Annotated in this window: 22 protein-coding genes; 12 read left to right on the top strand and 10 right to left on the bottom strand. The window is 71.9% G+C overall.

The genetic code is table 11. The features are described 5' to 3' along the window. Window positions 1-2: 2 nt before the first annotated feature. Both AB0O15_RS33410 and AB0O15_RS33405 read right to left on the bottom strand, forming a co-directional pair. Entirely contained in the window at window positions 3-995 is a 993-nt protein-coding gene (locus tag AB0O15_RS33410) for a LacI family DNA-binding transcriptional regulator (RefSeq protein WP_364326926.1), read from the bottom strand. Between the two features lie 115 nt (window positions 996-1,110). Beyond that, a complete protein-coding gene (locus tag AB0O15_RS33405; RefSeq protein WP_364327296.1) occupies window positions 1,111-2,523 on the bottom strand; it encodes a non-reducing end alpha-L-arabinofuranosidase family hydrolase in 1,413 nt (470 codons plus the stop codon). Between the two features lie 235 nt (window positions 2,524-2,758). On the opposite strand from AB0O15_RS33405, the gene AB0O15_RS33400 reads away from it, so the two are divergent. Both AB0O15_RS33400 and AB0O15_RS33395 read left to right on the top strand, forming a co-directional pair. Continuing rightward, a complete protein-coding gene (locus AB0O15_RS33400) occupies window positions 2,759-4,198 on the top strand; it encodes a sigma-70 family RNA polymerase sigma factor (RefSeq protein ID WP_364326923.1) in 1,440 nt (479 codons plus the stop codon). Between the two features lie 236 nt (window positions 4,199-4,434). Beyond that, window positions 4,435-5,166 (top strand): GAF and ANTAR domain-containing protein, encoded by a 732-nt coding sequence (locus tag AB0O15_RS33395; RefSeq protein ID WP_364326920.1) that lies wholly within the window; start codon window positions 4,435-4,437, stop codon window positions 5,164-5,166. A 7-nt stretch (window positions 5,167-5,173) separates the two neighbouring features. On the opposite strand, the gene AB0O15_RS33390 is transcribed toward AB0O15_RS33395, so the two are convergent. Further along, window positions 5,174-5,599: a hypothetical protein gene (locus AB0O15_RS33390; protein ID WP_364326917.1), complete on the bottom strand. Its 426-nt coding sequence runs from the start codon at window positions 5,597-5,599 to the stop codon at window positions 5,174-5,176. Window positions 5,600-5,907: 308 nt separating this feature from the next. On the opposite strand from AB0O15_RS33390, the gene AB0O15_RS33385 reads away from it, so the two are divergent. The 5 genes from AB0O15_RS33385 to AB0O15_RS33365 are packed head-to-tail and all read left to right on the top strand — an operon-like array spanning window position 5,908 to window position 9,524. After that, on the top strand, window positions 5,908-6,369 hold the full coding sequence (locus AB0O15_RS33385; protein ID WP_364326914.1) for a DUF5994 family protein: 462 nt from the start codon (window positions 5,908-5,910) through the stop codon (window positions 6,367-6,369). Continuing rightward, window positions 6,366-6,539 (top strand): hypothetical protein, encoded by a 174-nt coding sequence (locus AB0O15_RS33380; protein WP_364326911.1) that lies wholly within the window; start codon window positions 6,366-6,368, stop codon window positions 6,537-6,539. The genes AB0O15_RS33385 and AB0O15_RS33380 overlap by 4 nt, the downstream gene beginning before the upstream one ends. After that, the gene (locus AB0O15_RS33375) at window positions 6,536-7,684 is read left to right on the top strand and encodes a glycosyltransferase (RefSeq protein WP_364326908.1); all 1,149 of its coding nucleotides are present in this window, start codon (window positions 6,536-6,538) and stop codon (window positions 7,682-7,684) included. The genes AB0O15_RS33380 and AB0O15_RS33375 overlap by 4 nt, the downstream gene beginning before the upstream one ends. Continuing rightward, window positions 7,681-8,739, top strand: a complete 1,059-nt coding sequence (locus AB0O15_RS33370; RefSeq protein ID WP_364326905.1) for a glycosyltransferase — start codon at window positions 7,681-7,683, stop codon at window positions 8,737-8,739. The genes AB0O15_RS33375 and AB0O15_RS33370 overlap by 4 nt, the downstream gene beginning before the upstream one ends. Beyond that, a complete protein-coding gene (locus AB0O15_RS33365) occupies window positions 8,736-9,524 on the top strand; it encodes a TIGR03943 family protein (protein ID WP_364326902.1) in 789 nt (262 codons plus the stop codon). The genes AB0O15_RS33370 and AB0O15_RS33365 overlap by 4 nt, the downstream gene beginning before the upstream one ends. 3 nt (window positions 9,525-9,527) lie before the next feature. Here the strand turns inward: AB0O15_RS33365 and AB0O15_RS33360 are convergent, their stop codons facing one another. Both AB0O15_RS33360 and AB0O15_RS33355 read right to left on the bottom strand, forming a co-directional pair. Then, entirely contained in the window at window positions 9,528-10,589 is a 1,062-nt protein-coding gene (locus tag AB0O15_RS33360; protein WP_364326899.1) for a hypothetical protein, read from the bottom strand. Then, complete coding sequence (locus tag AB0O15_RS33355; RefSeq protein WP_364327293.1) at window positions 10,586-11,518, bottom strand: permease; 933 nt, start codon at window positions 11,516-11,518, stop codon at window positions 10,586-10,588. The genes AB0O15_RS33360 and AB0O15_RS33355 overlap by 4 nt, the downstream gene beginning before the upstream one ends. Window positions 11,519-11,784: 266 nt before the next feature. Between AB0O15_RS33355 and metH the strand changes: the two genes are divergently transcribed. Further along, window positions 11,785-15,561: a methionine synthase gene (gene metH / locus AB0O15_RS33350; RefSeq protein WP_364326896.1), complete on the top strand. Its 3,777-nt coding sequence runs from the start codon at window positions 11,785-11,787 to the stop codon at window positions 15,559-15,561. A gap of 87 nt (window positions 15,562-15,648) precedes the next feature. Here metH and AB0O15_RS33345 read toward each other — a convergent pair whose 3' ends face one another. Further along, a complete protein-coding gene (locus AB0O15_RS33345; protein ID WP_364326893.1) occupies window positions 15,649-16,242 on the bottom strand; it encodes a TetR/AcrR family transcriptional regulator in 594 nt (197 codons plus the stop codon). 69 nt (window positions 16,243-16,311) lie between these two features. On the opposite strand from AB0O15_RS33345, the gene AB0O15_RS33340 reads away from it, so the two are divergent. The 3 genes from AB0O15_RS33340 (at window position 16,312) to AB0O15_RS33330 (ending at window position 18,307) form a co-directional block, all read left to right on the top strand. Then, entirely contained in the window at window positions 16,312-17,241 is a 930-nt protein-coding gene (locus AB0O15_RS33340; protein WP_364326890.1) for an alpha/beta hydrolase, read from the top strand. A 66-nt stretch (window positions 17,242-17,307) separates the two neighbouring features. Beyond that, entirely contained in the window at window positions 17,308-17,826 is a 519-nt protein-coding gene (locus AB0O15_RS33335) for a PH domain-containing protein (protein ID WP_364326887.1), read from the top strand. After that, window positions 17,807-18,307: a PH domain-containing protein gene (locus tag AB0O15_RS33330; RefSeq protein WP_364326884.1), complete on the top strand. Its 501-nt coding sequence runs from the start codon at window positions 17,807-17,809 to the stop codon at window positions 18,305-18,307. Before AB0O15_RS33335 ends, AB0O15_RS33330 begins: the two co-directional genes overlap by 20 nt. Before the next feature lie 10 nt (window positions 18,308-18,317). Here AB0O15_RS33330 and AB0O15_RS33325 read toward each other — a convergent pair whose 3' ends face one another. Next, the gene (locus AB0O15_RS33325; RefSeq protein ID WP_364326881.1) at window positions 18,318-19,301 is read right to left on the bottom strand and encodes an aldo/keto reductase; all 984 of its coding nucleotides are present in this window, start codon (window positions 19,299-19,301) and stop codon (window positions 18,318-18,320) included. A 149-nt stretch (window positions 19,302-19,450) separates the two neighbouring features. On the opposite strand from AB0O15_RS33325, the gene AB0O15_RS33320 reads away from it, so the two are divergent. After that, window positions 19,451-19,609 (top strand): hypothetical protein, encoded by a 159-nt coding sequence (locus AB0O15_RS33320; RefSeq protein WP_364326878.1) that lies wholly within the window; start codon window positions 19,451-19,453, stop codon window positions 19,607-19,609. 1 nt (window position 19,610) lies between these two features. Here AB0O15_RS33320 and AB0O15_RS33315 read toward each other — a convergent pair whose 3' ends face one another. From AB0O15_RS33315 to AB0O15_RS33305, 3 genes are read right to left on the bottom strand one after another with little or no spacing between them, the layout of a single operon-like run. After that, the gene (locus tag AB0O15_RS33315) at window positions 19,611-20,294 is read right to left on the bottom strand and encodes a hypothetical protein (RefSeq protein ID WP_364326875.1); all 684 of its coding nucleotides are present in this window, start codon (window positions 20,292-20,294) and stop codon (window positions 19,611-19,613) included. A 27-nt stretch (window positions 20,295-20,321) separates the two neighbouring features. Next, window positions 20,322-20,837, bottom strand: a complete 516-nt coding sequence (locus AB0O15_RS33310; protein ID WP_364326872.1) for a hypothetical protein — start codon at window positions 20,835-20,837, stop codon at window positions 20,322-20,324. After that, complete coding sequence (locus AB0O15_RS33305) at window positions 20,834-22,075, bottom strand: helix-turn-helix domain-containing protein (protein ID WP_364326869.1); 1,242 nt, start codon at window positions 22,073-22,075, stop codon at window positions 20,834-20,836. The genes AB0O15_RS33310 and AB0O15_RS33305 overlap by 4 nt, the downstream gene beginning before the upstream one ends. Window positions 22,076-22,271: the final 196 nt, after the last annotated feature.

Raw genomic sequence — 22,271 nt, 5'->3', positions numbered from 1 at the left:
GGTCAGGTGGTCGACCGCGCGACCAGGCGCACGTCGAGCGTCGTGGTCGAACGCAGGTCCGAGCCACCGAGATGACCCAGCAGGACGCTGAGCGCGGCACTGCCGGACTCCTCGAACGGCTGGCGCACGGTGGTCAGGTCGGCCGCCATGGCCATCTCACCGTCGTCGAAGCCCATCACGGCCACGTCCTGCGGGACACGCAGCCCCCGCTCACGGGCCTCCAGCAGCACGCCAACGGCCAGCGTGTCGTGGTGCGCCATGACGGCGGTGGGACGGTCGGCGTCGTCGAACAGGCCGGCGGCGGCCCGGCGCGCCGCCTCGATCGCGTTGTCGCTGCTGGTCACCACCACCGAGCCGCCGGCCGCGGTGATGACCTCGCGGAAACCGGTGAGCCGCTTGACGGCCTGTGACTCGTAGTCCGAGACCTGCCTCTCCAGCAGGTAGCCGACACGGCGGTGACCACGGTCGCGCAGATGTGCGGCCGCGATCCGCCCGCCGTCGCGGTCGTCGATGACCACCCGGCTGAACAGGGCGCTGTCCGCGTCGACGGCCACCGTGGGCAGGCGCCGCTCCCGCAGCCGATCGGCGATGGCGTCCTCGATGCGCAGACCCATCACGATCAGGCCGTCCAGCCGCCCGTGCACCGGCATACTGGCCAGCACCGGGGAGGACGCCAGCGCCGCCGACTCGTGGTCGAAGACCAGGACGTCGATCTCCAGCTCGGTGGCCGCCGTGAGGAGCCCGGACAACCGGCGCAGATACGATCCGTAGGAGGTGAAGGGCGCCATCACCCCGACCCGCCCGGTACCCCGCCGCGCCAGGCTGACCGCCTGCACCTTCGGGACGAACCCGAGCTCGTCGACGGCCGCGAGGACCCGCTCCCGGGTCGCCGCGCTGACCCGGTCGGGCTTGTTCAGCACGTTGGAGACGGTCGAGATGCTGACCCGCGCACGATCGGCGACCTCGTAGATCGTGACCCGATGACCCGTCGTCAACGCCCCGCCCGCCTCACGTAGAGCCCGCCTGCAAACGGCTTTGTCAGAAGGACTCTACAACCGCGTACGCCCAGCCCGGGGCAACGGCCGCGACCGTCGCCCCGGCTGGGAACCCTCAGCGCTGGAGGGTCAGCAGGCCCGGCCGGTAGGGCAGGCGGCCGTAGTCGCCGCCGGAGCTGGGTGACCGGCCCTGGTAGAGCAGTCGCAGGTTGCAGGGGTCGATGGTCATGGTCTGATCGGCGCTGACCCGCACCAGCTCGCCGTGGCTGATGTCGTTGGTCCAGGTGGCGCCGCTGTTGGCCTTGCCGGCGAACGGGTTGCTCTCGGTCGAGGCTTGCGGCGTCCACGAACCGCCCAGGCTGCTGGCCGTGAACGAGCGGAAGTAGCGCCCGTTGGCCCCGATCGCCTCGACGATCATCAGGTACTGGCTCTGACCCTGGACCTTGTAGACCTGGACCGCCTCGAACAGGTTGTTGGTGGAGTCGCTCAGCACCACCGTCGACGCCGTGCCGAAGCTGCCCGGGAAGTTCCCGATCGGCATGCTCGCCCGGTAGATCTTGCCGTTGTCGCCGGCGAAGAACAGGTACATGGTGCTGGAGTCACCGATCACCGCCTGGTCGATCGGCCCGGTGCCGGAGCCCGAGATGGTGCCGGAGAACAGCGTCTGCGGCGCCGACCAGCCGTTCGCGTTGGTCGGGTCGCTCGACGTGCGGTAGGAGAAGGCCGGGCCACCCCACTGGTACGCCAGCACCCAGAGGCCGCGCGGCGCGAAGTAGAACAACGAGGGCGCGACGGTGGCCGACGACATCGCGTTCTGACCCGCCGAGGCCATGTCCGACCAGTTGGTGAACAGGTTGAAGTTCATCGACCCCCACGTGGTGCCGTTGTCGTGGGTGGTGGCGTAGACGAGCTGCCGGCCGTTGTAGGGGACGGTGGTGAAGTCCTTCAACGACACCCAGCCCGACCGGGGCTGGGCCAGCGCGCCCGTCGACGACCAGCGGTAGCTCGACGGGAGCGAGCACGGGGCGGAGCTGTCGCCGACCCGGACCAGTTGCCACTGCTGGTTGGTGCCGCCCCAGTCGTCGTACTGCACGACGTTGGCGCCATCGGCCGTCGACGCGCCCTGGACCTCGACCGCCTTGCTGCTCTGCCGGCCGATCAGGCGGACGTAGCCGTCGGCCGAGTCGGCCAGCCGGAACTGCTGGTTCTGCCCGTTGCCGTCGGCCCACTGCACGATGGCGCCGCCGTTGACCGTCGAGTAGTTGTAGACGTCGAGCACCTTGCCGGAGTGCCGTGACCGGACCCGGTAGAAGCCGTCGCCGGAGTCGACGAACTGCCACTGCTGCTGGTTGCCGTCGTTGCGGGCCCACTGGGTGATCCGGCCACCGTCGGCGGTGGACTGGTTGTACACGTCGAGCGCCTTGCCGCTGTTGCGGTTCACCAGCACGTACCACGCGGCCGGATCGACCGTCGCGGCCGACGCCGGCGTCGGCGACACCACCGCCGGGAGAACGCCGGCCAGCAGCATGACGGTTATCGCACCCAGCCACTTCCGGGCACCATGAAACGCGGACATGAGACTCCCCTGGTTGTTATCGCTAACAGGTCTGACGGAGCTGCTCAGCATGCAGATGGTGCACATCTGTGGGAACGCTCCCATCGAGTACGGCCGATGTTGCCAGAATGTTTCCGCGCCCTCAAGTGCGGCCGATTCGGGGCGTCCCGCGTAACACTTTCCGGCCGCCTCGAGGAAGGAGCGGGCAATGGCGGTGGACGGCTGGACCGACCTCGTGGACGCCGCCCGCGCCGGTGACCAGCGGGCCGCCGAACGGCTGATCACCCACTGCCTGCCGCTGCTGTACCGCATCGTCGGCGAGGCGCTGGGCGATCACCCCGACGTCGACGACGTCGTGCAGGAGACCGTCCTGCGGGCCCACCGGGACCTGTCGGCGCTGCGTACCCCCGAGGGTTTCCGGCCGTGGCTGGTCGCCATCGCGATGCACCAGATCAGCAACCGCCAGCAGGCCTGGCGACGGCAGCGGAGCCGGGTCACGTCGCTCGACCAGGCGGTGCGCGTCGCCGATCCGGGCGCGGAGTTCGCCGATGCCACCCTGCTGCGGCTGAGCCTGTCCGACCAGCGCCGGCAGATCGCCGAGGCCGCCCGCTGGCTCGATCCCGGCGATCGGGACCTGCTTCCGCTCTGGTGGCGGGAGGTCGCGGGTGACCTCAGCCGCGCCGAACTGGTCGCGGTCCTGGGGGTCGGCTCCGGCCACGCCCGGGTCCGGATCCAGCGGATGCGCCGGCAGCTCGAGCTGACCCGCCTGCTGGTCGCCGCGCTGGGCGCCACGCCCCGCTGCCCCGGCCTGGCCGCGATCGCCCACGGCTGGGACGGCACGCCGGGCCCGCGGTGGCGCAAACGCTTCGGCCGGCACGTGCGCGGGTGCGACCGATGCGGGGCGGCCCGATCCGGATTCGTGCCGCTGGACCGGCTGCTGGCCGGCGCGGCCGCCGTCTCCGGGCCGGCCGGCGCGGCCACCGAGGTCCTCGCCGGCGGCGCCGGGTGGCTGGGTCAGCTCGCGGGGGCGAAGATCGCCGCCGCGCTGCTGGTCGGCGCGACCGTCTCCAGCGGCATCTACCTCAACCTCCCCAGTGAACAACCACGCGCCGCGGACGCCGCCGAACCGGCCCCTCCCCCAGCGGCCCGGCCCGGCCCAGCCTCCCGGCCCGGCCCGACGGCCCGGCCCAGCCCGGCGCCCCGGCCCAGCGCAGCGGCACGGCCCAGCCCGGCGGACCCTCTTCCGCCCGGCCGGTTCGTGATCCGCCCGGTCGCCGGGGCGGGCACCGTCGTGGCGCTCGACGGTGCCCGGCTGGTCGAGGCGGCCGGCCCGCCCGGCCTGACGGTCACCGTGACACCGGGCCTCGCCGACCGGAACTGCGTATCGCTGCGCGCCGCCGACGGCCGGTACGTCCGGCACTCCTCCTTCCGCCTGCGGCTCGACCCGGACGACGGGCAGGTGCTGTTCCAGATGGACGCCACGTTCTGCCCGGCGCCCGGGGCCACGCCGGGCAGCGTCCGGCTCGCCTCCTACAACTTCCCGGTCCGGTTCGTGCACGCGACCGGCGACGGCCCCCTGGGCCTGGACCCGGAAGAGACCGGCGCGGCGTACGCCGGGGAGACGTCCTACCGGTTCACCGGGTCGTAGCAGGCCGGGAAGGGCCGGTGTCCACGACGAGCCGGCCGCGGAAGATCTGGCTCACCGCCAAGGCGTGCCGGGCCGCCGGCGTCACCATCGGGCCGAGCCGCGATCCGCTCGGTGGCCAGGGCGGCGGCGGTCGGAGGCTCCCGCTCGGTGTCGGGATCGGCCCACCGGCGCGAGCGCTGATCGATGCGCCGGACCGGAGTAGGGTCAGGCTCAATCGACCGAGTGGAAGGCAGGGCATGGGCACCGTTTCGCCCCAGCGGCTGGCCGCGATCTTCGTGGAGGTCGCCGACACCCTCGTCGACGAGTTCGAGCTGCTCGACTTCCTGCAGATGCTCACCGACCGGGCCAACAACCTGGTCGGCGCGGCCGCGACCGGCCTGATGCTGGCCGACGAGCGGGGGCGGCTGGAGTTCGCGGCCGGCTCCGACGAGAACGTCCGCCTGGTCGAGCTGTTCCAGCTGCAGAACGGCGAGGGCCCGTGCTTGGACGCCTTCCGCAGCGGCACGCCGGTGGTCAATGTCGACCTCGCTGCCGCCGTGGATCGCTGGCCCCGCTTCGCCGTCCGGGCCGCGGAGGCGGGTTTCCAGTCGGTGCACGCGTTTCCGCTGCGGCTGCGGTCGCAGGTGATCGGCGCGCTCAACGTGTTCGGCGGCACCACCGGCGGCGATTTCGACGCCGCCGATGTCCCGATCATGCAGGCCCTGGCCGACGTGGCGGCGATCGGCCTGATCCAGCAGCGCGCGATCAGCCGCGGCGAGACCTTGACCGAGCAGTTGCGCGGGGCGCTGAACAGCCGGGTCGTCATCGAGCAGGCCAAGGGCGCGCTGGCCCAGATCGACGGGATCTCGGTCGACGAGGCCTTCCTGCGGATCCGGGCGTACGCCCGGAACAACAACCGCAAGCTCACCGAGGTGGCCCACCTGGTCGTCACCAACATGGGAAGCCTGCCGGGGCTGAGCCGGCCATGACGCCGGGTCAGCCCGGCGCCACCCGCGTCAAGCGGTCCACCGGCCGCTGGAGCAGGGCCGCGAGTTCGAGCTCGGCGTAACTCAGCCGGGAGACGGTCAGCGCGGCGGGCCGTCCCACGAGCCGGGCCGCGTCGCTGATCCGCCGGCGCAGGATGCTGACGATCCAGCTCATGCCGTCGACCTCCGGCGCCCGCTCACACCCGGCCAGCCACCACACTTCGACGTAGGTGGCCGCGAGGACCTCGCTGACCCGGCGGTCATCCGGGAGACCGGCGGCCAGCTCGGCCCGGGCGGCCTCGGACGTCCGGTCGAACAGCGCCACGAAGGCCGGAACGCTGCCGCGGGAGATCAGCTCGATCAGGGTGGAGTCGCTGGACCCCTCGACGTCGATCTCGGCCGGGGGTTCGACGGGTTCGGGAGAACCGGCGCTCATGCACGCTCCAGGACAGGCGGAGGCAGACGGGGCCGCCAGAGTCCGGAGCGACTCGCCCGATGTCATCGAGCGTCACGGCAACGCTACGCCGGTGGAACATGCCGAGGCTACCGTCGTCCTCAGAAGGGAGCACAAGAGTCCGATTGGTCATCCGGACCCGTCCAACGCGAAACATGGCTTCCCTCGGCGGAGGGCTCCGGCCCCAGAGCGCGTACGGTTGGGGTCACACCGGCTCTTCGGCTTCCTGCGACGTGCGCATCGCGCCCGCCCCTTGATGGCGCGGATGTCGTCGACAGGAAGGCAGCTCGATGACCGAGACCACGATGACGCGTGTCCCACAGACCCCTGACCAGGGCGTACGTCTGCGTCTGGACCCGAAACCGTCCCGCACCACCGTCCTCGACGGCGCCTGGTGGCCCCGGTCGACGGATGCGGTCGCCGAACTCCCCGCCCTCCTGGAGGGCCTGCACGACCTCCGGGGCGAGATCACGCACGTGCTGTTCAACACCACGGAGTGGAACCAGCCCCACCCGCGCCGGGCCGCCTCGGGCCGCCGGGTCGTCCGGCTGGGCTGGTTCACCTCCCAGCCGCCCGGCCTGGTCACCCTGATCAGCGGCTCGGGTGACCGTTTCGATCTGCTGGTCGTCCCACCGGCCACGACGCCGGCCTCGGCCGAGCGGGTCATGGCCGCCGCGGCCGACGCGGCCGACAAGCGACGCACCCCCGAACTCCTCGGCACCGCCGACATCACATCGGAGAGCAGGCCATGATCATTTCACGGACATCTGTCGTCACCGCGCTTCGCGAGCGCGGCCAGCAGGACCGGGCCGACTTCGTCGAGAAGGAACTGCCCGAGCAGGTCGACTCGACCCGGCACACCGGGCTGCTGGCGATGCTCCGGCTCGATCCGGCCGAGCTGGCCGCCTCGGAATCCGCGTGACCGCCGGGACGATCAGATACGGATTTCTCAGCACCTACCCGCCGACCCGATGCGGTCTGGCGACGTTCAACGCCGCCCTCGCCACCCACCTCGGCGAGGCCGGCGTGGCCGGCGGCATCGTCCGGGTGATGACCCGCGCTGACGGCTCCACACCGCCACCCGGCGTCGTACACACCTGGACGGCCACCACACCGGCCGGCTGGCGCGACGCCGCCGAGGTGCTCAACACCTTCGACGTCGCCGTCGTCCAGCACGAGTACGGCATCTACCCGGGCCGCGACGGCGGCGAGGTGCTGCCTCTGCTGCGGCGGCTCACCGTGCCCAGCGTGGTGGTGCTGCACACCGTGCTCACCCGCCCCACCCCCTCGCAGAAGTCGTTGCTCGAGCAGATCGTGGCCGCCGCCGGCGCGGTCGTCACCCTGACCACGACCGCGCACGACCGGCTGCTCATCGGGTACGCCGTCGACGCGTCGAAGATCTCGGTGATCCCGCACGGCGCCTCCGGGTACGCCGGCGCCCCGCCGGCCACCCGCCCGCAGCGGCACCTGCTCACCTGGGGCCTGCTCGGACCCGGCAAGGGCATCGAATGGGCGCTCCAGGCCCTGGCCCGGTTGCGCCGGCTCGACCCCACGCCCACCTACACGGTGGCCGGGCGGACCCACCCCAAGCAGGTCGAACTGCACGGCGAGGCGTACCGGACGGGTCTGCACCAGCTGGGCGCCACCCTCGGCATCGCGCACATGGTGAACTACCGGTCGGAGTACCTCGACGACGCCAGGCTCGGCGAACTCATCCGCTCGGCCGACGTCGTCGTGCTGCCGTACGACTCCACCGAGCAGGTCACCTCCGGCGTCCTCGTCGAGGCGGTGGCGGCCGGCGTCCCGGTCGTCGCGACCACATTCCCGCACGCGGTGGAAGTGCTCACCGACGGCCCCGGCATCCTCGTGCCCCACCGGAACCCGGCCGCCCTCTCGACCGCCATCCGGCGGATCCTGACCACTCGCGGCCTGGCCGCCTCGCTGCGGGAGAGCGCCCGCCCGGCCGGATCGGCGCCGCCCTGGCCGGTCGTCGCCGAGCAGTACCACGCGCTGGCCGCGACGCTGCTCGCCGCCGACCACCGCGCGGCTGCCGTTGTGGCCACGTGACCACAACCGACGAGGTCCGGACCGTACCGGCGCCTCCGTTCGCGCACCTCTCGCGGCTCACCGACGACACCGGGCTGTTCGAGCACGCCCGGCACGGCATCGCCCGCCGCCAGCACGGCTACTGCACCGACGACGTCGCCCGGGGGCTCGTCGTCACCTGCCGTGAGCCCGACCCGCCGCCCGAGGTTCTGCGCCTGGCCGAGCGCTACCTGACCTTCCTCACCCACGCCCAGGACGACGAGGGCGCCTTCCACAACCGGCTCGACTTCGAGCGGCGGTGGACCGACCAGCCCGGGCTCGGCGACTGGTGGGGACGGGCCCTGTGGGGTCTGGCCACCGCGGCGGCCCGGAGCCCGGCCTCCTGGATCCGCGAGGAGGCGCATCTCGCGTTCGTCCGGGGCGCGTCCCGCCGGTCCGCGGCCCCGCGGGCCATGGCCTTCGCCGCGCTCGGCGCCGCGGAGCTGCTCCGGGCCGACCCGGACGACGATCTGGCCGCCGACCTGCTGGCCGAGGCGTCCACGGCGATCGGACGACCCGGCCACGACCCGGGCTGGCCGTGGCCGGACGGGCGGTTGACGTACGCCAACGCCGCCCTGGCCGAGGCCGTCATCGCCGCCGGCGATCTGCTGGACGACCCACCCACCCTCGCCGCCGGTCTGCGGATGCTCGGCTGGCTGGTGGACATCCAGGTCAGCGACGGCCACCTGTCGGTCCTCCCGTCGGCCGGCTGGCAGCGCGGCGGCCCCCGGCTCCGGCACGACCAGCAACCCATCGAGGTGGCGGCCCTGGCCGACGCCTGCGCCACCGCGGCCGCGGTCACCGGCGATCCGGGCTGGGAGCGGGGCGTACGCCAGTCCATCGACTGGTTCCTGGGCGACAACGACGTCGGCGAGGTCATGTGGGACCCGGCCACCGGCGGCGGGTACGACGGGCTGACCCTGCTGGGCCCGAACCGCAACCAGGGCGCCGAGTCGACCCTGGCCCTGGTCGCCACCCTGCAGTTGAACCGGCATCTCCCCGCGCGCGTACTGGAGGAGGTGGCGGTACTGCGGTGAACCGGCTGACCCAGGGCGTGGTCATGCTGCTGTTCGGCGGCGCGATCATCCGGGCCACGCTGACCGACATGTTCCTGCGCTACGTCAAGGAAGGCCTGCGGCCCTTCCTGCTGGCGACCGGCGCGTTGCTGATCGCGGCCGCGGTGATGACCATCGGGTACGAGCTGCGCTCCCTCCGTACCCACCGCGAAGAACCCGATGACACCCACCGCGAAGAACCCGATGACACCCACCGCGAAGAACCGGACAGCACCCACCGGGAAGAACCGGACGACGGGCACGGGCACGCGCATCACGAGCCGAGGGTCGGCTGGCTGCTCCTGCTGCCGGTGGTCGGCCTGCTGCTGATCGCCCCGCCGGCCCTGGGCGCGTTCTCGGCCGGGCAGGCCGGATCGATCGCGGCCGAGCCGTCCGACTACCCTCCCCTGCCGGCCGGCGACCCCGTACCCGTGGGCCTGCTCGACTACGCGTCCCGGGCGGTGTTCGACCAGGGCAAGAGCCTGTCCGGCCGCACGGTGCGGCTGACCGGTTTCGTCACGAAGGGCCCGGGCGGCCGGCCGATGCTGGCCCGGATGGTGCTGAACTGCTGCGCCGCCGACGGCCGCCCGATCAAGGTCGGGCTGACCGGCGAGGCGACGGTCGACGCGGCCCCGGACACCTGGGTGCAGGTCGACGGCGTCTACAGCGGCAAGGTGGGCAAGGACCCGGTCAACGACGCGAAGGTCGCCTATCTCGAGGTGAGGTCGTGGCGGGAGACCACGGAACCGGCCCAGCCGTACGCGTGAGGGTCAGCGGAGGGTACGCAGATCCAGGCTGTGCCGCAGGAACAGATCCTGGGTGCCGGTCGACCACCACAGCATCCCGCCGCGGTAGGTGACGTTGGCGGCGTCCGGGCTGATCTGGACCGTCCGCTTCCCGGCGATGTCGTAGGCCATCAGCCGCACGTTGCCCGAGTAGTCGGCGTTGCCGCCGGTCTCGGCGTAGAGCTCGAGGCGATCCAGCACCCCGACGTCGGCCACGATCGTCTCCACCGAGCCCGCGGCGACCTCGCGCCGGCCGGTGCCGTCGGGACGGATCAGCCGGATCAGCGCGCCGTCCTCGGTCAGCGAGACGGCGCGGCACCAGCGTGGACCGCAGTTGGTCACCGCCCGGGGATCGCCCGGCACCGCCTGGCGCTGCCCGGTGACCAGGTTCTTCAACGTGGTCGCGCCGGAACCGGAGGTGACGCCGTCGACCAGCCAGGGCCACGCCGACAGCTGCCAGGTGCCCGGCTCCGAGGTGCTCTCCACCGCGCCACCGGTCAGGGCGATCGACCGCACCTCGGTGGTCCCGTACCGGCCGGCGGCGACCCACCGCACCCGGCCGCCGGCGATCACCAGGTCGAACTCGGACTGGTAGAAGCGGGCCTCCCCCATGTCGGCCGTCACCCGCCGCGGCGCCCGCCGGTCGCGGAGGCCGGCCGCCCACAGCTGCGGCCGCAGGTCGCCGTCGCCCTCGGCCCAGGCCACCACGCCACCGTCGGCCGTGACCGCCGAGAAGGACGGGTTGGCCCGGGTGGGCAGGCGCCGGAGCTGCCGCAGCGATCCGTCCGGCCGGCGGATCAGCAGCCGCAGGTAGGCGCCGTCGCGGGTGAGCGCCGTGCCGATCGAGGTGCGGGCGTCGAGGAACCAGGCCGGGGTGTACGCGCTGCCGTCCGCCAGCAGCGCGGGCACGTTGCCGCGCTGGGCCTGGGGCCAGGCCACCCCGGCCGTCAGCGGGGCGGCCGGCTTACCCTGCCCGGGCGGCGCCAGCACCAGCACGCCGCCGGCCGCGGTGGCGACGAGCAGGCTCAGCAGCGTCTGCCGGATCACAGGATCACCGCCGCGACCGCCACACCGACGCCGATGGCCAGGACGAACGTGGCCGGGGCGAAGCGGACCATGAACCGCCGGCCGAACACCCCCGCCTGCATCGAGATGAGCTTGAGGTCGACCATCGGCCCGACCACCAGGAACACCAGCCTGGAGGTGAGCGAGAACTGCGACAACGACGCGGCGACGAAGGCGTCGGCCTCGCTGCAGATGGACAGCAGGACGGCCAGGACGGCCAGCGCGATGACCGAGAGCACCGGGTTGTCGGCCAGGGTCTGCAGCCAGGCCTCGGGCACCAGCACGTTGATCGTGGCGGCCGCGGCCGCACCCACCACCAGGAATCCGCCCGCGTGCATCACGTCGTGCCGGCAGGCCGCCCAGAACGCCTGGGCCTTGGACTGCCCGTCCAGGTCGGGCCGGTGGGGCAGCCTGATCCATTCCGCCTTGCCCAGGCGCAGCCACAGCCAGCCCATCACCACCGCGACGATCAGGCTGGCCACGCCGCGGGCCACCACCATCTCGGGGTTGCCCGGGAAGGCGACCGCGGTGGCGGTCAGCACGATCGGATTGATCGCCGGCGCGGCCAGCAGGAAGGCCAGCGCGGCGGCCGGGGTGACGCCACGACGGATCAGGGACCCGGCGATCGGCACGCTGCCGCACTCGCAGCCCGGCAGCACCACGCCGGCCAGGCCGGCGGCGGGCACGGCCAGGGCCGGGTGCCGCGGCAGGGCGCGGGCCCAGAACGACCGGGGCACGAACACCGCGATCACCGCCGAGAGCGCCACGCCGAAGACCAGGAAGGGCGCCGCCTGGATCAGGACCGAGACGAACACCGTGGCCCAGGTCTGGAGGCCGGCGCCGGACAGCAGCCGCGACAGCGGGCCACGGAAGATCACCAGCAGGACCAGGAGCGCGGCCAGCACCTCGATGGAGCCGAACCAGCCCCTCTTGCGGCCCGGTTTCGGCTCCTCGGCGTCCCGCGACGCGTGTGGTCGCGCCTTCGTGCTCTCACCTGTGGTCAAGACTGCTCCTTCACCGGCCCGGCGACCGGGGGACCGGCCCGACGACCGGGACCGGGGCCAAAATAGCGTGATCTCACGAGCACGCGATGACGTCGCTCACATCCGGCCCTCCCCGAGGACCGTACGGGGGGTTCGATTGGCTGGTTCAGGCGGAAAGCTGTCAGAATCTTCCGATGCTCTTGCGCCCGGATGCCACGGAACAGCTGACCGAGCTCCTGCGGTCCCGGATTCTCGTCCTCGACGGCGCGATGGGCACGATGATCCAACGGCACGTCTTCACCGAGGAAGACTTCCGGGGCGAGCGGTTCGCCGACTGGCCGTCCGACGTACGCGGCAACAACGACCTGCTGTCGATCACCCAGCCCGAGGCGATCCGCGAGATCCACCGCGACTACCTGCGGGCCGGGGCCGACCTGATCGAGACCAACACGTTCAACGCCCAGCGGATCTCGCTGGCCGACTACGGCATGCAGGACATCGCGTACGAGCTGAACCTCGCGGCGGCCCGGCTGGCCCGGGCCGAGTGCGACGCCGCGACCGAGGCCGAACCGGCCCGGCCCCGGTTCGTGGTCGGCGCCCTGGGCCCGACCAACCGGACCGCGTCGATCTCGCCCGACGTCAACGACCCCGGCGCGCGCAACGTCACCTACACCGAGCTGGTCGAGGCCTACCTGGAGCAGGCGAACGGCCTGGTCGACGGCGGCGCCGACATCCTGATGGTCGAGACGATCTTCGACACGCTGAACGCCAAGGCCGCGATCTTCGCCCTGGAGACCCTCTTCGAGGAGCGCGACCGCCGCTGGCCGGTGATGATCTCGGGCACCATCACCGACGCCTCCGGCCGCACGCTGTCCGGTCAGGTGACCGAGGCGTTCTGGAACTCCGTACGCCACGCCCGGCCCTTGCTCGTCGGGCTCAACTGCGCCCTCGGGGCCCAGGAGATGCGGCCCTACCTGGCCGAGGTGTCGCGCCTGGCCGGCTGCTTCGTCTCCTGCTATCCGAACGCCGGCCTGCCCAACCAGTTCGGCGAGTACGACGAACTGCCGGCCCAGACCGCCGCGATCGTGCGGGAGTTCGCCGAGAGCGGCCTGGTCAACGTGCTCGGCGGCTGCTGCGGCACCACCCCGGAACACATCGCGGCGATGGCCGCGGCCGTCGACGGCCTCGCGCCGCGGGTGCCGGCCACCCCGGCGACGGCCACCCGGCTGTCCGGCCTCGAGCCGCTCAACATCACCGCCGAGTCGCTGTTCGTCAACGTCGGCGAGCGGACCAACATCACCGGCTCGGCGCGGTTCCGCAACCTGATCCGCGACGGTGACTACCCGGCCGCCCTCGCGGTCGCCCGTCAGCAGGTCGAGAACGGCGCCCAGGTCATCGACATCAACATGGACGAGGGGATGATCGACGGCGTCGCGGCGATGGACCGCTTCGTCAAGCTGATCGCCGGCGAGCCCGACATCAGCCGCGTCCCGCTGATGATCGACTCGTCGAAGTTCGAGGTGATCGAGGCCGGGCTGCGCTGCGTGCAGGGCAAGCCGATCGTGAACTCGATCTCGCTGAAGGAGGGCGAGGAGAAGTTCCGGGCCCAGGCCCGGCTGTGCCGCAAGTACGGCGCCGCCGTGGTCGTGATGGCCTTCGACGAGGACGGCCAGGCCGACAACCTCGAGCGCCGCCGGCAGATCTGCGAGCGGGCCTACCGGATCCTGGTCGACGAGGTCGGCTTCCCGGCCGAGGACATCATCTTCGACCCGAACATCTTCGCCGTCGCCACCGGCATCGAGGAGCACGCGAACTACGGCGTCGACTTCATCGAGGGAACCCGCTGGATCAAGCAGAACCTGCCCGGCGCCCTGGTGTCCGGCGGCGTGTCCAACGTGTCCTTCTCGTTCCGCGGCAACAACGCCGTCCGGGAGGCCATCCACGCGGTCTTCCTCTACCACGCCGTCGCCGCCGGCATGGACATGGGCATCGTGAACGCGGGCGCCCTGGTCGTCTACGACGAGGTCGATCCGGTGCTGCGCGAGCGCATCGAGGACGTGGTCCTCAACCGCCGTCCCGACGCCGGGGAACGATTGCTGGAGATCGCCACCGAGTTCGCCGGTGACGGCCGCAAGGCCGAGGCGGTCAACGACGCCTGGCGCTCGCTGCCGGTCGGCGAACGCATCACCCACGCCCTGGTGAAGGGCATCGACGACCATGTGGCGGCCGACACCGAGGAGCTTCGGGCGCTCATCGAGGCCCGCGGCGGCCAGCCCATCGAGGTCATCGAGGGCCCGCTGATGTCCGGCATGAACGTCGTCGGCGACCTGTTCGGCGCGGGCAAGATGTTCCTGCCCCAGGTGGTCAAGTCGGCGCGGGTGATGAAGAAGGCCGTCGCCTACCTGATCCCCTTCATCGAGGCGACCAAGACACCGGAGAGCGCCGGCCGCAGCAACGGCGTCGTGATCATGGCCACCGTCAAGGGCGACGTGCACGACATCGGCAAGAACATCGTCGGCGTCGTCCTGCAGTGCAACAACTACGAGGTCATCGACCTCGGCGTGATGGTGCCGGCCGAGAAGATCCTGGCCGCGGCCGAGGAACACGGCGCCGACATCATCGGGCTGTCCGGGCTGATCACCCCCTCGCTGGAGGAGATGGTCACCTTCGCGGCCGAGATGGAGCGCCGCGGGCTCGAGATCCCGCTGCTCCTCGGCGGCGCCACCACGTCCCGGGCGCACACCGCGGTCAAGGTCGACCAGAAGTACCACGGGCCGGTCATCTGGGTGAAGGACGCCTCACGCTCGGTCCCGGTGGTCGCGGCGCTGCTGTCCGACGAGCAGCGCCCCGGCCTGCTGGCCGAGATCGAGACCGACTACCAGGCGCTGCGGGAGCGGTACGCCGCCCGCAACGACACCAAGGTGATGCTCCCGATCGCGGCGGCGCGCGAGAACCACACGCCGATCGACTGGGATGGCTACCGCCCGCCGCGGCCCCGGCTGCTCGCCGCGCAGTCGCCCCGGGTCCACCAGGACGGCCGGCCGGCCCGGGCGGCACACCAGTTCGTCAAGACGTTCACCGACTACCCGCTCAGCGAACTACGCGAGTACATCGACTGGCAGCCGTTCTTCAACGCCTGGGAGATGAAGGGCCGGTTCCCCGACATCCTCAACAACCCGGCCACCGGGGAGGCCGCCCGCCGGCTGTACGACGACGCCCAGGCCATGCTCGACAAGCTGATCGCCGAGAAGTGGATCACCGCGTCCGGCGTCTTCGGGCTGTTCCCGGCCAACGCGGTCGGCGACGACATCGAGGTCTACACCGGCGAGGACCGCGGCTCGGTGCTCAGCACCCTGCACCAGCTGCGCCAGCAGACCGAACACCGGGCCGGCGTGCCCCACCGCTCGCTCGCCGACTTCGTCGCGCCCCGCGAGACCGGCCTGCCCGACTACGTCGGCGCGTTCGCGGTGACCGCCGGCCTCGGCATCGGCGACAAGATCACCGAGTTCAAGGCCGCGATGGACGACTACAGCGCCATCCTGCTCGAATCGATCGCCGACCGGCTGGCCGAGGCCTTCGCCGAGCGGCTCCACGAGCGGGTCCGCACCGAGTTCTGGGCCTACCAGCCCGACGAGAAGCTCGACAACGAGGCGCTGATCAAGGAGAAGTACGTCGGCATCCGGCCCGCTCCCGGCTACCCGGCCTGCCCCGAGCACACCGAGAAGCAGACCATCTGGCAGCTGCTCGACGTCCAGGCCAACACCGGCATCGAACTGACCGAGAGCATGGCCATGTGGCCGGGCGCCGCGGTCAGCGGCCTGTACTTCTCGCACCCGCGGTCGCAGTACTTCGTCCTCGGCCAGATCGGCCGGGACCAGGTCGAGGAGTACGCCCGCCGCAAGGGCTGGACGGTCTCCGAGGCGGAGAAGTGGCTCGCGCCCAACCTCGGTTACCGCTCGGACAACGACTGACGGTGGCCGACCGGCACCCGGCCGGATCGGTGCGGCTCAGGCCGCGCCGCCTTGCGGTTCAGGCGTGGTCCCGCCTCGGCCTGACGGTCAGGCGAGCGCGCGCCCGAGCATGGCGACCAGGTCTTCGGCCGCGCGGACGGTGTCGAAGGCCGGGTCGTCCAGGCTCTCCGCCACGATGGCGTCCAGCGCGCCGTTGACGATCACCGCGGTGACCCGCGGGTCGACGCCGGAGCGGTAGTCGCCGGCCGCCGACGCCGCCGCGACCAGGCCGGCGACCGAATCGCGGCGGCTGGGCGCGCCGTCCATGTCGCCGACGTCGGTCCCGGCGGCCACGTTCTCGATGATCATGCGGGTGTGGGCGGGGTAGTCACGCAGGTAGGCCACCATCGACCGGATGTACGCGTAGAGCGCGGCCGCTCCGGAGCTCGCGTCGACCGCGGCGCCGACCTGGCCGGTCAACGACTCCAGGACCGAGGTGTACGCGGCCCGCACCACCGCGTCCTTCGACGGGAAGTGGTAGAGCACCGCGGCCTTCGAGATGCCGGCCGCCTCGGCGATCCGGGCCAGCGAGGTGCCCGTGTACCCATGCTCGGCCACCAGGTCGATCGTCACGCCGATGAGCTGCGCCCGCCGGGCCTGCTCGGTGATGGTGAGTGGCTTGGCGGTGTTGTTCGAGGTCACGACCCTGATCCTACCCTGCGGTTGCAATTTCTACCGCGTGGTCAGTAATCTAACCGCATGGTTAAGTGGATGCTCGGCATACTCCTGGTGATCGTCGTCGCGGTCGCCTACGGGCTGCGCGACCCGTCACCGGTCGGCTACTTCACGTCGGCCGCGGCGCACGACCGGTTCATCACGACATATCAGGCGGCGATGGCCGACCTGCCACGGCCCGACCGCACGGTGGACGTCCGCACGAGCTTCGGCGTCGTGCGGCTCTACCACTTCGCCGGCGGCGCCGATCCGGCCGCCGCCCCCCTGCTGCTCCTGCCGGGGCGGGCCTCGGCGTCACCGGTCTGGGCCGACAACCTGCCGTCCCTGCTGCGGCAGCGCAGCGTGTACACGGTGGACCTGCTCGGCGAGCCCGGCCTGAGCATCCAGGAACGGCCGATCGGGACCAACGCCGACCACGCGCAGTGGCTGCACGAGGTGCTGGTGGCCCTGCCCGAGCCGCGGATCCACCTGTTCGGGCTGTCGTTCGGCGGCTGGACGGCGATGAACCTGGCCGTGCACCGGCCGGAGAAGGTCGCCGGCGTCGTGCTGCTCGACCCGATCATGGTCTTCGCCGGCCTGTCCCCCGGCGTGGTGCTGCGATCCATCCCGATCAGCGTCAAGTGGGCGCCGCGGTCGTGGCGGGACGGCTTCGCCAGCTGGACCGCGAACGACGCGCCGGTGGCCGACGTGCCGGTGGCCGACATGATCGAGGCCGGGCTGCACGCCTACCAGGTGAAGGTGTCCGCGCCCACCCGGCCGTCCGATCAGGAGCTCGCCGCGGTCGGCGTCCCGGTGCTGGTCCTGATGGCCGGGAAATCCCGCATGCACGACTCGGCCGAGGCGGCGGAGACCGCGCGGCGGCTGCTGGCCCACGAGACGGTGAAGATCTATCCCGAGGCGTCGCACGCCATCAACGGCGAATACCCCGACGAGATCGCCGCGGACATCGCCGCGTTCCTCCGGTAGACCGACGGCGCCGAGCGGATACCAAAGTTGATATCCGCTCCGGACGGCCGCCGATAGCGTGAGGCGATGGTTCCGGAAACTGAGGCCTGGGAGATCCGGCCGCCACAACACCGGGTGGACCGGCGGTTCATCGTCTGGCAGACGTTGGTGGCGGTGCTCTGGAGCGCCGGTGTGCTCGGCGTACTCGGCGCGATCCATCGTTTCGCCGAGGTCACGCGGCCGTGGCTGGGTCCGGTGCTGATCGTGCTCGCGGTGCTCCTCGCCGTGCAGATCCTCGTCGCGCCGACCGCGCGATACCTGGTCCACCGCTGGCAGGCCACCGACGACGCGGTCTACGCGCTCGAGGGGTGGCTCACCCGGCGATGGCAGATCGTGCCGATCAGCCGCATCCAGAGCATCGACACGAGATCGGGCCGCTGCAACAGCTTCTCGGGCTGGCGACCATCCGGGTCACCACCGCGTCGTCCGAGGGCAAGATCTCGATCGAGGGCCTGGACGCCACGGTCGCCCGGACGACGGTCGACCGGCTGCGCGAGGTCACCGCGGCGACCGCCGGCGATGCGACGTGACCGCGGAGGCCGTTGACGCGTACCCCTGGCGGCGGTTGAGCATCCGGGCCGTCTACCTCGACCTGGTCCGGATCGCCGGCTCGCTGGTGCCCGGATACCTGGGCGTCACACTCGGCGAGGACGGACCCATCTGGTTCCTGGTCGCCGGATCCGCCCTGGGTCTGCTCGGCGCGGCCGGCGGCCTCGTGCGCTGGATGACCACCCGGTACCGGATCGAGCCGGAGCGGGTCGAGATGCGCAGCGGGCTCCTGCAACGCAAGCACCGCACGGTCGCCCGAGACCGCATCCGCACCGTCGACAGCACGGCGACGTTCCTCCAGCGGGCCCTCGGCCTGCGGGTCGTCCGGGTCGGGTCCGGTGACGCGGGCTCGTCGTTCGATCTCAACGCCCTGGACCACCGGCAGGCCGCCCTGCTGCACCGCGAGCTGTTGCCGGGCGCCACACCGGAACTGGCCGCCCAGATCCTCGTACCTCGGTCCAAGCCGTCCGGCAGGTGACGCCGTCCGGTCAGCGCTCGATCAACCGCATCTGCTCCTCGGTGTGGTGACCACCCTCGGCCACCGGCAGCGCCGTCAGGGTCGCGAGCTGCTCGGGCGTGAGCGTGACGGCGTCGGCGGCGGCGTTCTCCTCGAGCCGGGACACCCGCTTGGTGCCGGGAATCGGAACGACGTCGTCGCCCTGGGCGAGCAACCAGGCCAGCGCCACCTGGCCCGACGTGGCGCCGACCTGATCGGCGACCGCCTGCACCTGGTCGGCGAGGCGAAGGTTGCGCTGGAAGTTCTCGCCGGTGAAGCGCGGGTGGTTCTTGCGGAAGTCGCTGTCGTCCAGGTTCTGGACGTCGGCCGGGGTGCGCAGGGCGCCGGTGAGGAAGCCGCGGCCCAGCGGGGAGTAGGCGACCAGCCCGATGCCGAGCTCGCGCAGCAGCGGCAGGATCTCCTCCTGGTCGCGGGTCCACAGCGAATACTCGGACTGCAACGCCGTGACCGGGTGCGCGGCGTGGGCCCGGCGGATGGTGCCGGCCCAGGCCTCGGACAGGCCGACGTACCGGATCTTGCCGGCCTGGACGAGCTCGGCCAGCGCGCCCATGGTGTCCTCGATCGGGGTGTCCGGGTCGACGCGGTGCTGGTAGTACAGGTCGATGTGGTCGGTGCCGAGCCGCTTCAGCGAGCCGTCGACCGCGGCGCGGATGCTGTCCGGGCTGCTGTCCGCCCGGCCGGCGTCGCGTCCGGTGTGCGAGATCAGGCCGAACTTGGTGGCCAGCACGACCCGGTCGCGGCGGCCGCTCAGCGCCCGGCCGACCAGTTCCTCGTTGACGTACGGGCCGTAGAATTCGGCGGTGTCGATGAGCGTGACGCCGAGGTCGATCGCCCGGTGGATGGTGCGGATGGATTCGGCGTCGTCGCGGCCGGCGCCGCTGTAGCCGAACGACATCCCCATCGTGCCCAGGCCGATCCGGGCGACCTCGAGCCGGCCGAGTTTCGCGCTGCGCATGGTGTTCCTCCGTGATGTTTCGTCGATGTGGGGCCAGGCGGGATCAGGCACCACGTACCCGTCCCGAATCCAGCAAACCCCGGCGGGCCCGCTGCCGGGAGGTTCCGCTGTAACGGGTAACAACAGGACCTCCCACCGTCCCCGCCACCGTGCTGGCGCTGGACGAGGCGCGGCTGCGCGCGGCCGGCCTCACCCGGCAGAGGGCGCGGTACACCCGGGCGGTGGCCGCCGCGGTGATCGACGGCTCGCTCGATCTGGACGGGCCGGCGCGGCTCGACGACGACGCGGCCCTGCTGCTCCCGGGCTGAGTCAGCGGCAGCTGGAGGTCTGGGTCTCTCCGTTGAAGGTGTCGATGTTCCCGACCTTCCAGGATCCGCCCTGGCGCACCGCGTCGACGGCGAACATCGCGCCCGCGGTGGCGGTCTGCTTGCTCGCGGTGCTGGTGTCGCTCTGGGTGGCGAAGACCAGGACCCGCGCCCGGTCGCCGGTCAGCATCTCCACCCCGCTGTTGGTGACCGTGACCGTGACGACCAGACGTTGCTTCGGCGCGTGCTGCCGGACCACCGCGAACAGCTGGTCGTACTGGCAGACCGCCTTGCCGGTGAGCAGGGTCCGGGCCGCCTGCTGGGTCTTGTCCAGGTCGTCGTAGCGGTAGGAGAAGAGCGTGTTGACCGCGCTGGCGACCTGCCCGTTGGCCTCGCTGGTGGCGGCGTTGTCGGTGAGCGCGGTGTTCGTACCGGCCGCGGCGCGCACCTGCTGCGCCTGCTGGGCGAACCACACCGCCAGCGCGCCCAGGACGAGGGCGCACACGCCGAGGATCAGGGCCGGCCGCAGGGACCGCGGCTCGCGAGGCGGTTCGGGAGCCGACTTGGGAGCCGGCTTGGGAGCCGGCTCGGGAGGTTCCGCCGCCGCCGGGGCCGGGTCGACGGCCGCGCGGCGCCGCATCATGCGCCGGGTGACGCTCCGGCTGGGTGGCTGGGTCGAGGTCGGCATGCGGGCTGATTCCTTCCGTGCGCGGGCTCAGGCCGCGGAGACCGGCACCTGTCCGATGGAGCTGAGCTTCCAGATCGTTCCGGTGCGGGTGAGCTGGCCCGCCAACCGTTCCCGCTTGGTGGTCGCCCGGCCGGTCGCCGGGGTCACCGTCAACTCGATGGCCACGATGACGCTCGCCTTGCCGGCGCGATCGTCCAGCTCGGTCACCGCGCCGTCGAGGATCTTGGCCGTGGTGACGGTCTTCGCCTTCTTGATCTGGGTGAGGAAGTTCTGGCGGCCCTGGCTGAGCTGGTCGTGCAGGGCGCCGGTGGTGGACTCGGCCCAGAGGTCGACACCGCTCTCGGCCGTACGGTAATCGAGGGTGTTGAGATTTTGGATCGCCTGCTCGGCGCTGCGCAGAACCTCGTCGCGGGTGTGCGAGTAGCGCAGCGAGTCGTCATGCGTGGCCGACCACCACGACCAGCTGGTCCAGCCGGCGGCCCCGGCGGCGATCAGGGCCAGGACGAGGGCCAGAGACACCAGGTGGCGGCGCAGGAAGGTCATCGGACGGCTCCACTCGCGGCGCGGTCGGCCCGCTCATGCAGGCGCCGGGCCCGCAGGACCAGCTCCATGGCGAACCGGGAGTCGGGGTCGTCGAGCTGGTCGCCCAGGCTCTGCTCGAGCTGACGCATGCGGTAGCGGACGGTCTGTGGGTGCACCCGCAACCGTTCGGCGATCTTGGCGGCCGAGCCGCGCGCCTCCAGCCAGGCCTCGAGCGTCTCGATCAGCCGGTCGCGGCGGTGGGCGGTCAGGTCACGCACGGCGGCGAACTCGCGGCCGGCCAGCTGCTCGACCAGCGCCCGGTCGGAGAACAGCAGCATCTCGCAGAGATGGTCCTCGCACAGGATGGCCGGCTCGGCGTCGATCGCGCCCGACTCGGCCAGCGCGAGCGCCTGCCGGGCCCAGCGCAGCGAGTCGGACGCCGCGCTCAGCCGCACGGTCGGGCCGACGGCCAGGCGGCTGCCGGGGAACTCCGCGATCAGGCCGGCCCGGCGGTCGGCCGAGAGCCGCCCGGGCACCAGCAGGTAGGGCTCGACGGCGTCGAGATCGGACAACACGTCGTCCAGCGGCGGCGTCGCCTCGGGGCTGCCCAGGCCCACCGCGATCATGGTCACCTCGTCCGGCACGGTCCAGCCGGCCAGGTTGGCCAGGTCTTTCACGGCGCTGACGGGGGCCGGCGGAGACTCCAGGATCAGCCGCAGCAGCCGGCGGCGCCACTGGTTCAGCGCGTCGGCCGAGCGCGCCTTCGCCTCCACGTACCCCTCGACCGACAGCGCGGCCAGCTGGTCGATGTAGGCGAACAGCGCGTCGGCGAGCTGGAACATGATCGCCGACGGGAGGCTCTCCCGCCGGCCCACCTTCACCGCGCGCTGCCAGGCCACCCGGGCGCCGACCCGGTAGGCCGCCTGGAGGCTGTCCAGGCTGCGGTCCTCGTTGGCCTCGTACCGGCCGAGCCGCCGGAACACCCAGTCCCAGCCCTGGTGCGGGGCGGACGGGTCGGCGACCTGGTCGACGAAGGACTCGAGCGCGTGCTCGACGCCCAGCCGCAGGGTCTGGCCGTAGGGGCCGTCCATCGGGCGGGCGTACTCGGGGATGGTCTCGCGGATCTCGGCGATCACCTCGCCGGCCAGGCTCGGGAGCTCGGCCCGCATGATCACGGCCATCTGGCGGGGGAACATCTCGGCCGGCTTCAACCGGCCGTTCCTCGCGGCCTGGCTGTCGACCTGCAACGGACGGGTCATCGACGTCTGCCCCTCCTTGACACCCTGCGGCCGGCTCGACGTAGGCATCGAACATAGTCCATCTCGACCGGCTTGGCTCAAGTCCCTGGATTGCGCGAGTTGTGACAACTCGCGGGTCGACATCGCGCGGCAGATGACAAGAAATCGAGGCCGGGCCGGCGCCGACACAATTCATTGACATGACCGCTTGTGGCCC

The sequence above is a fragment of the Actinoplanes sp. NPDC089786 genome (assembly GCF_040684855.1).
Lineage (GTDB): Bacteria > Actinomycetota > Actinomycetes > Mycobacteriales > Micromonosporaceae > Actinoplanes.
Note: the sequence above shows the minus strand (reverse complement) of the source record. Positions and strands in the feature narration are given on the sequence as shown.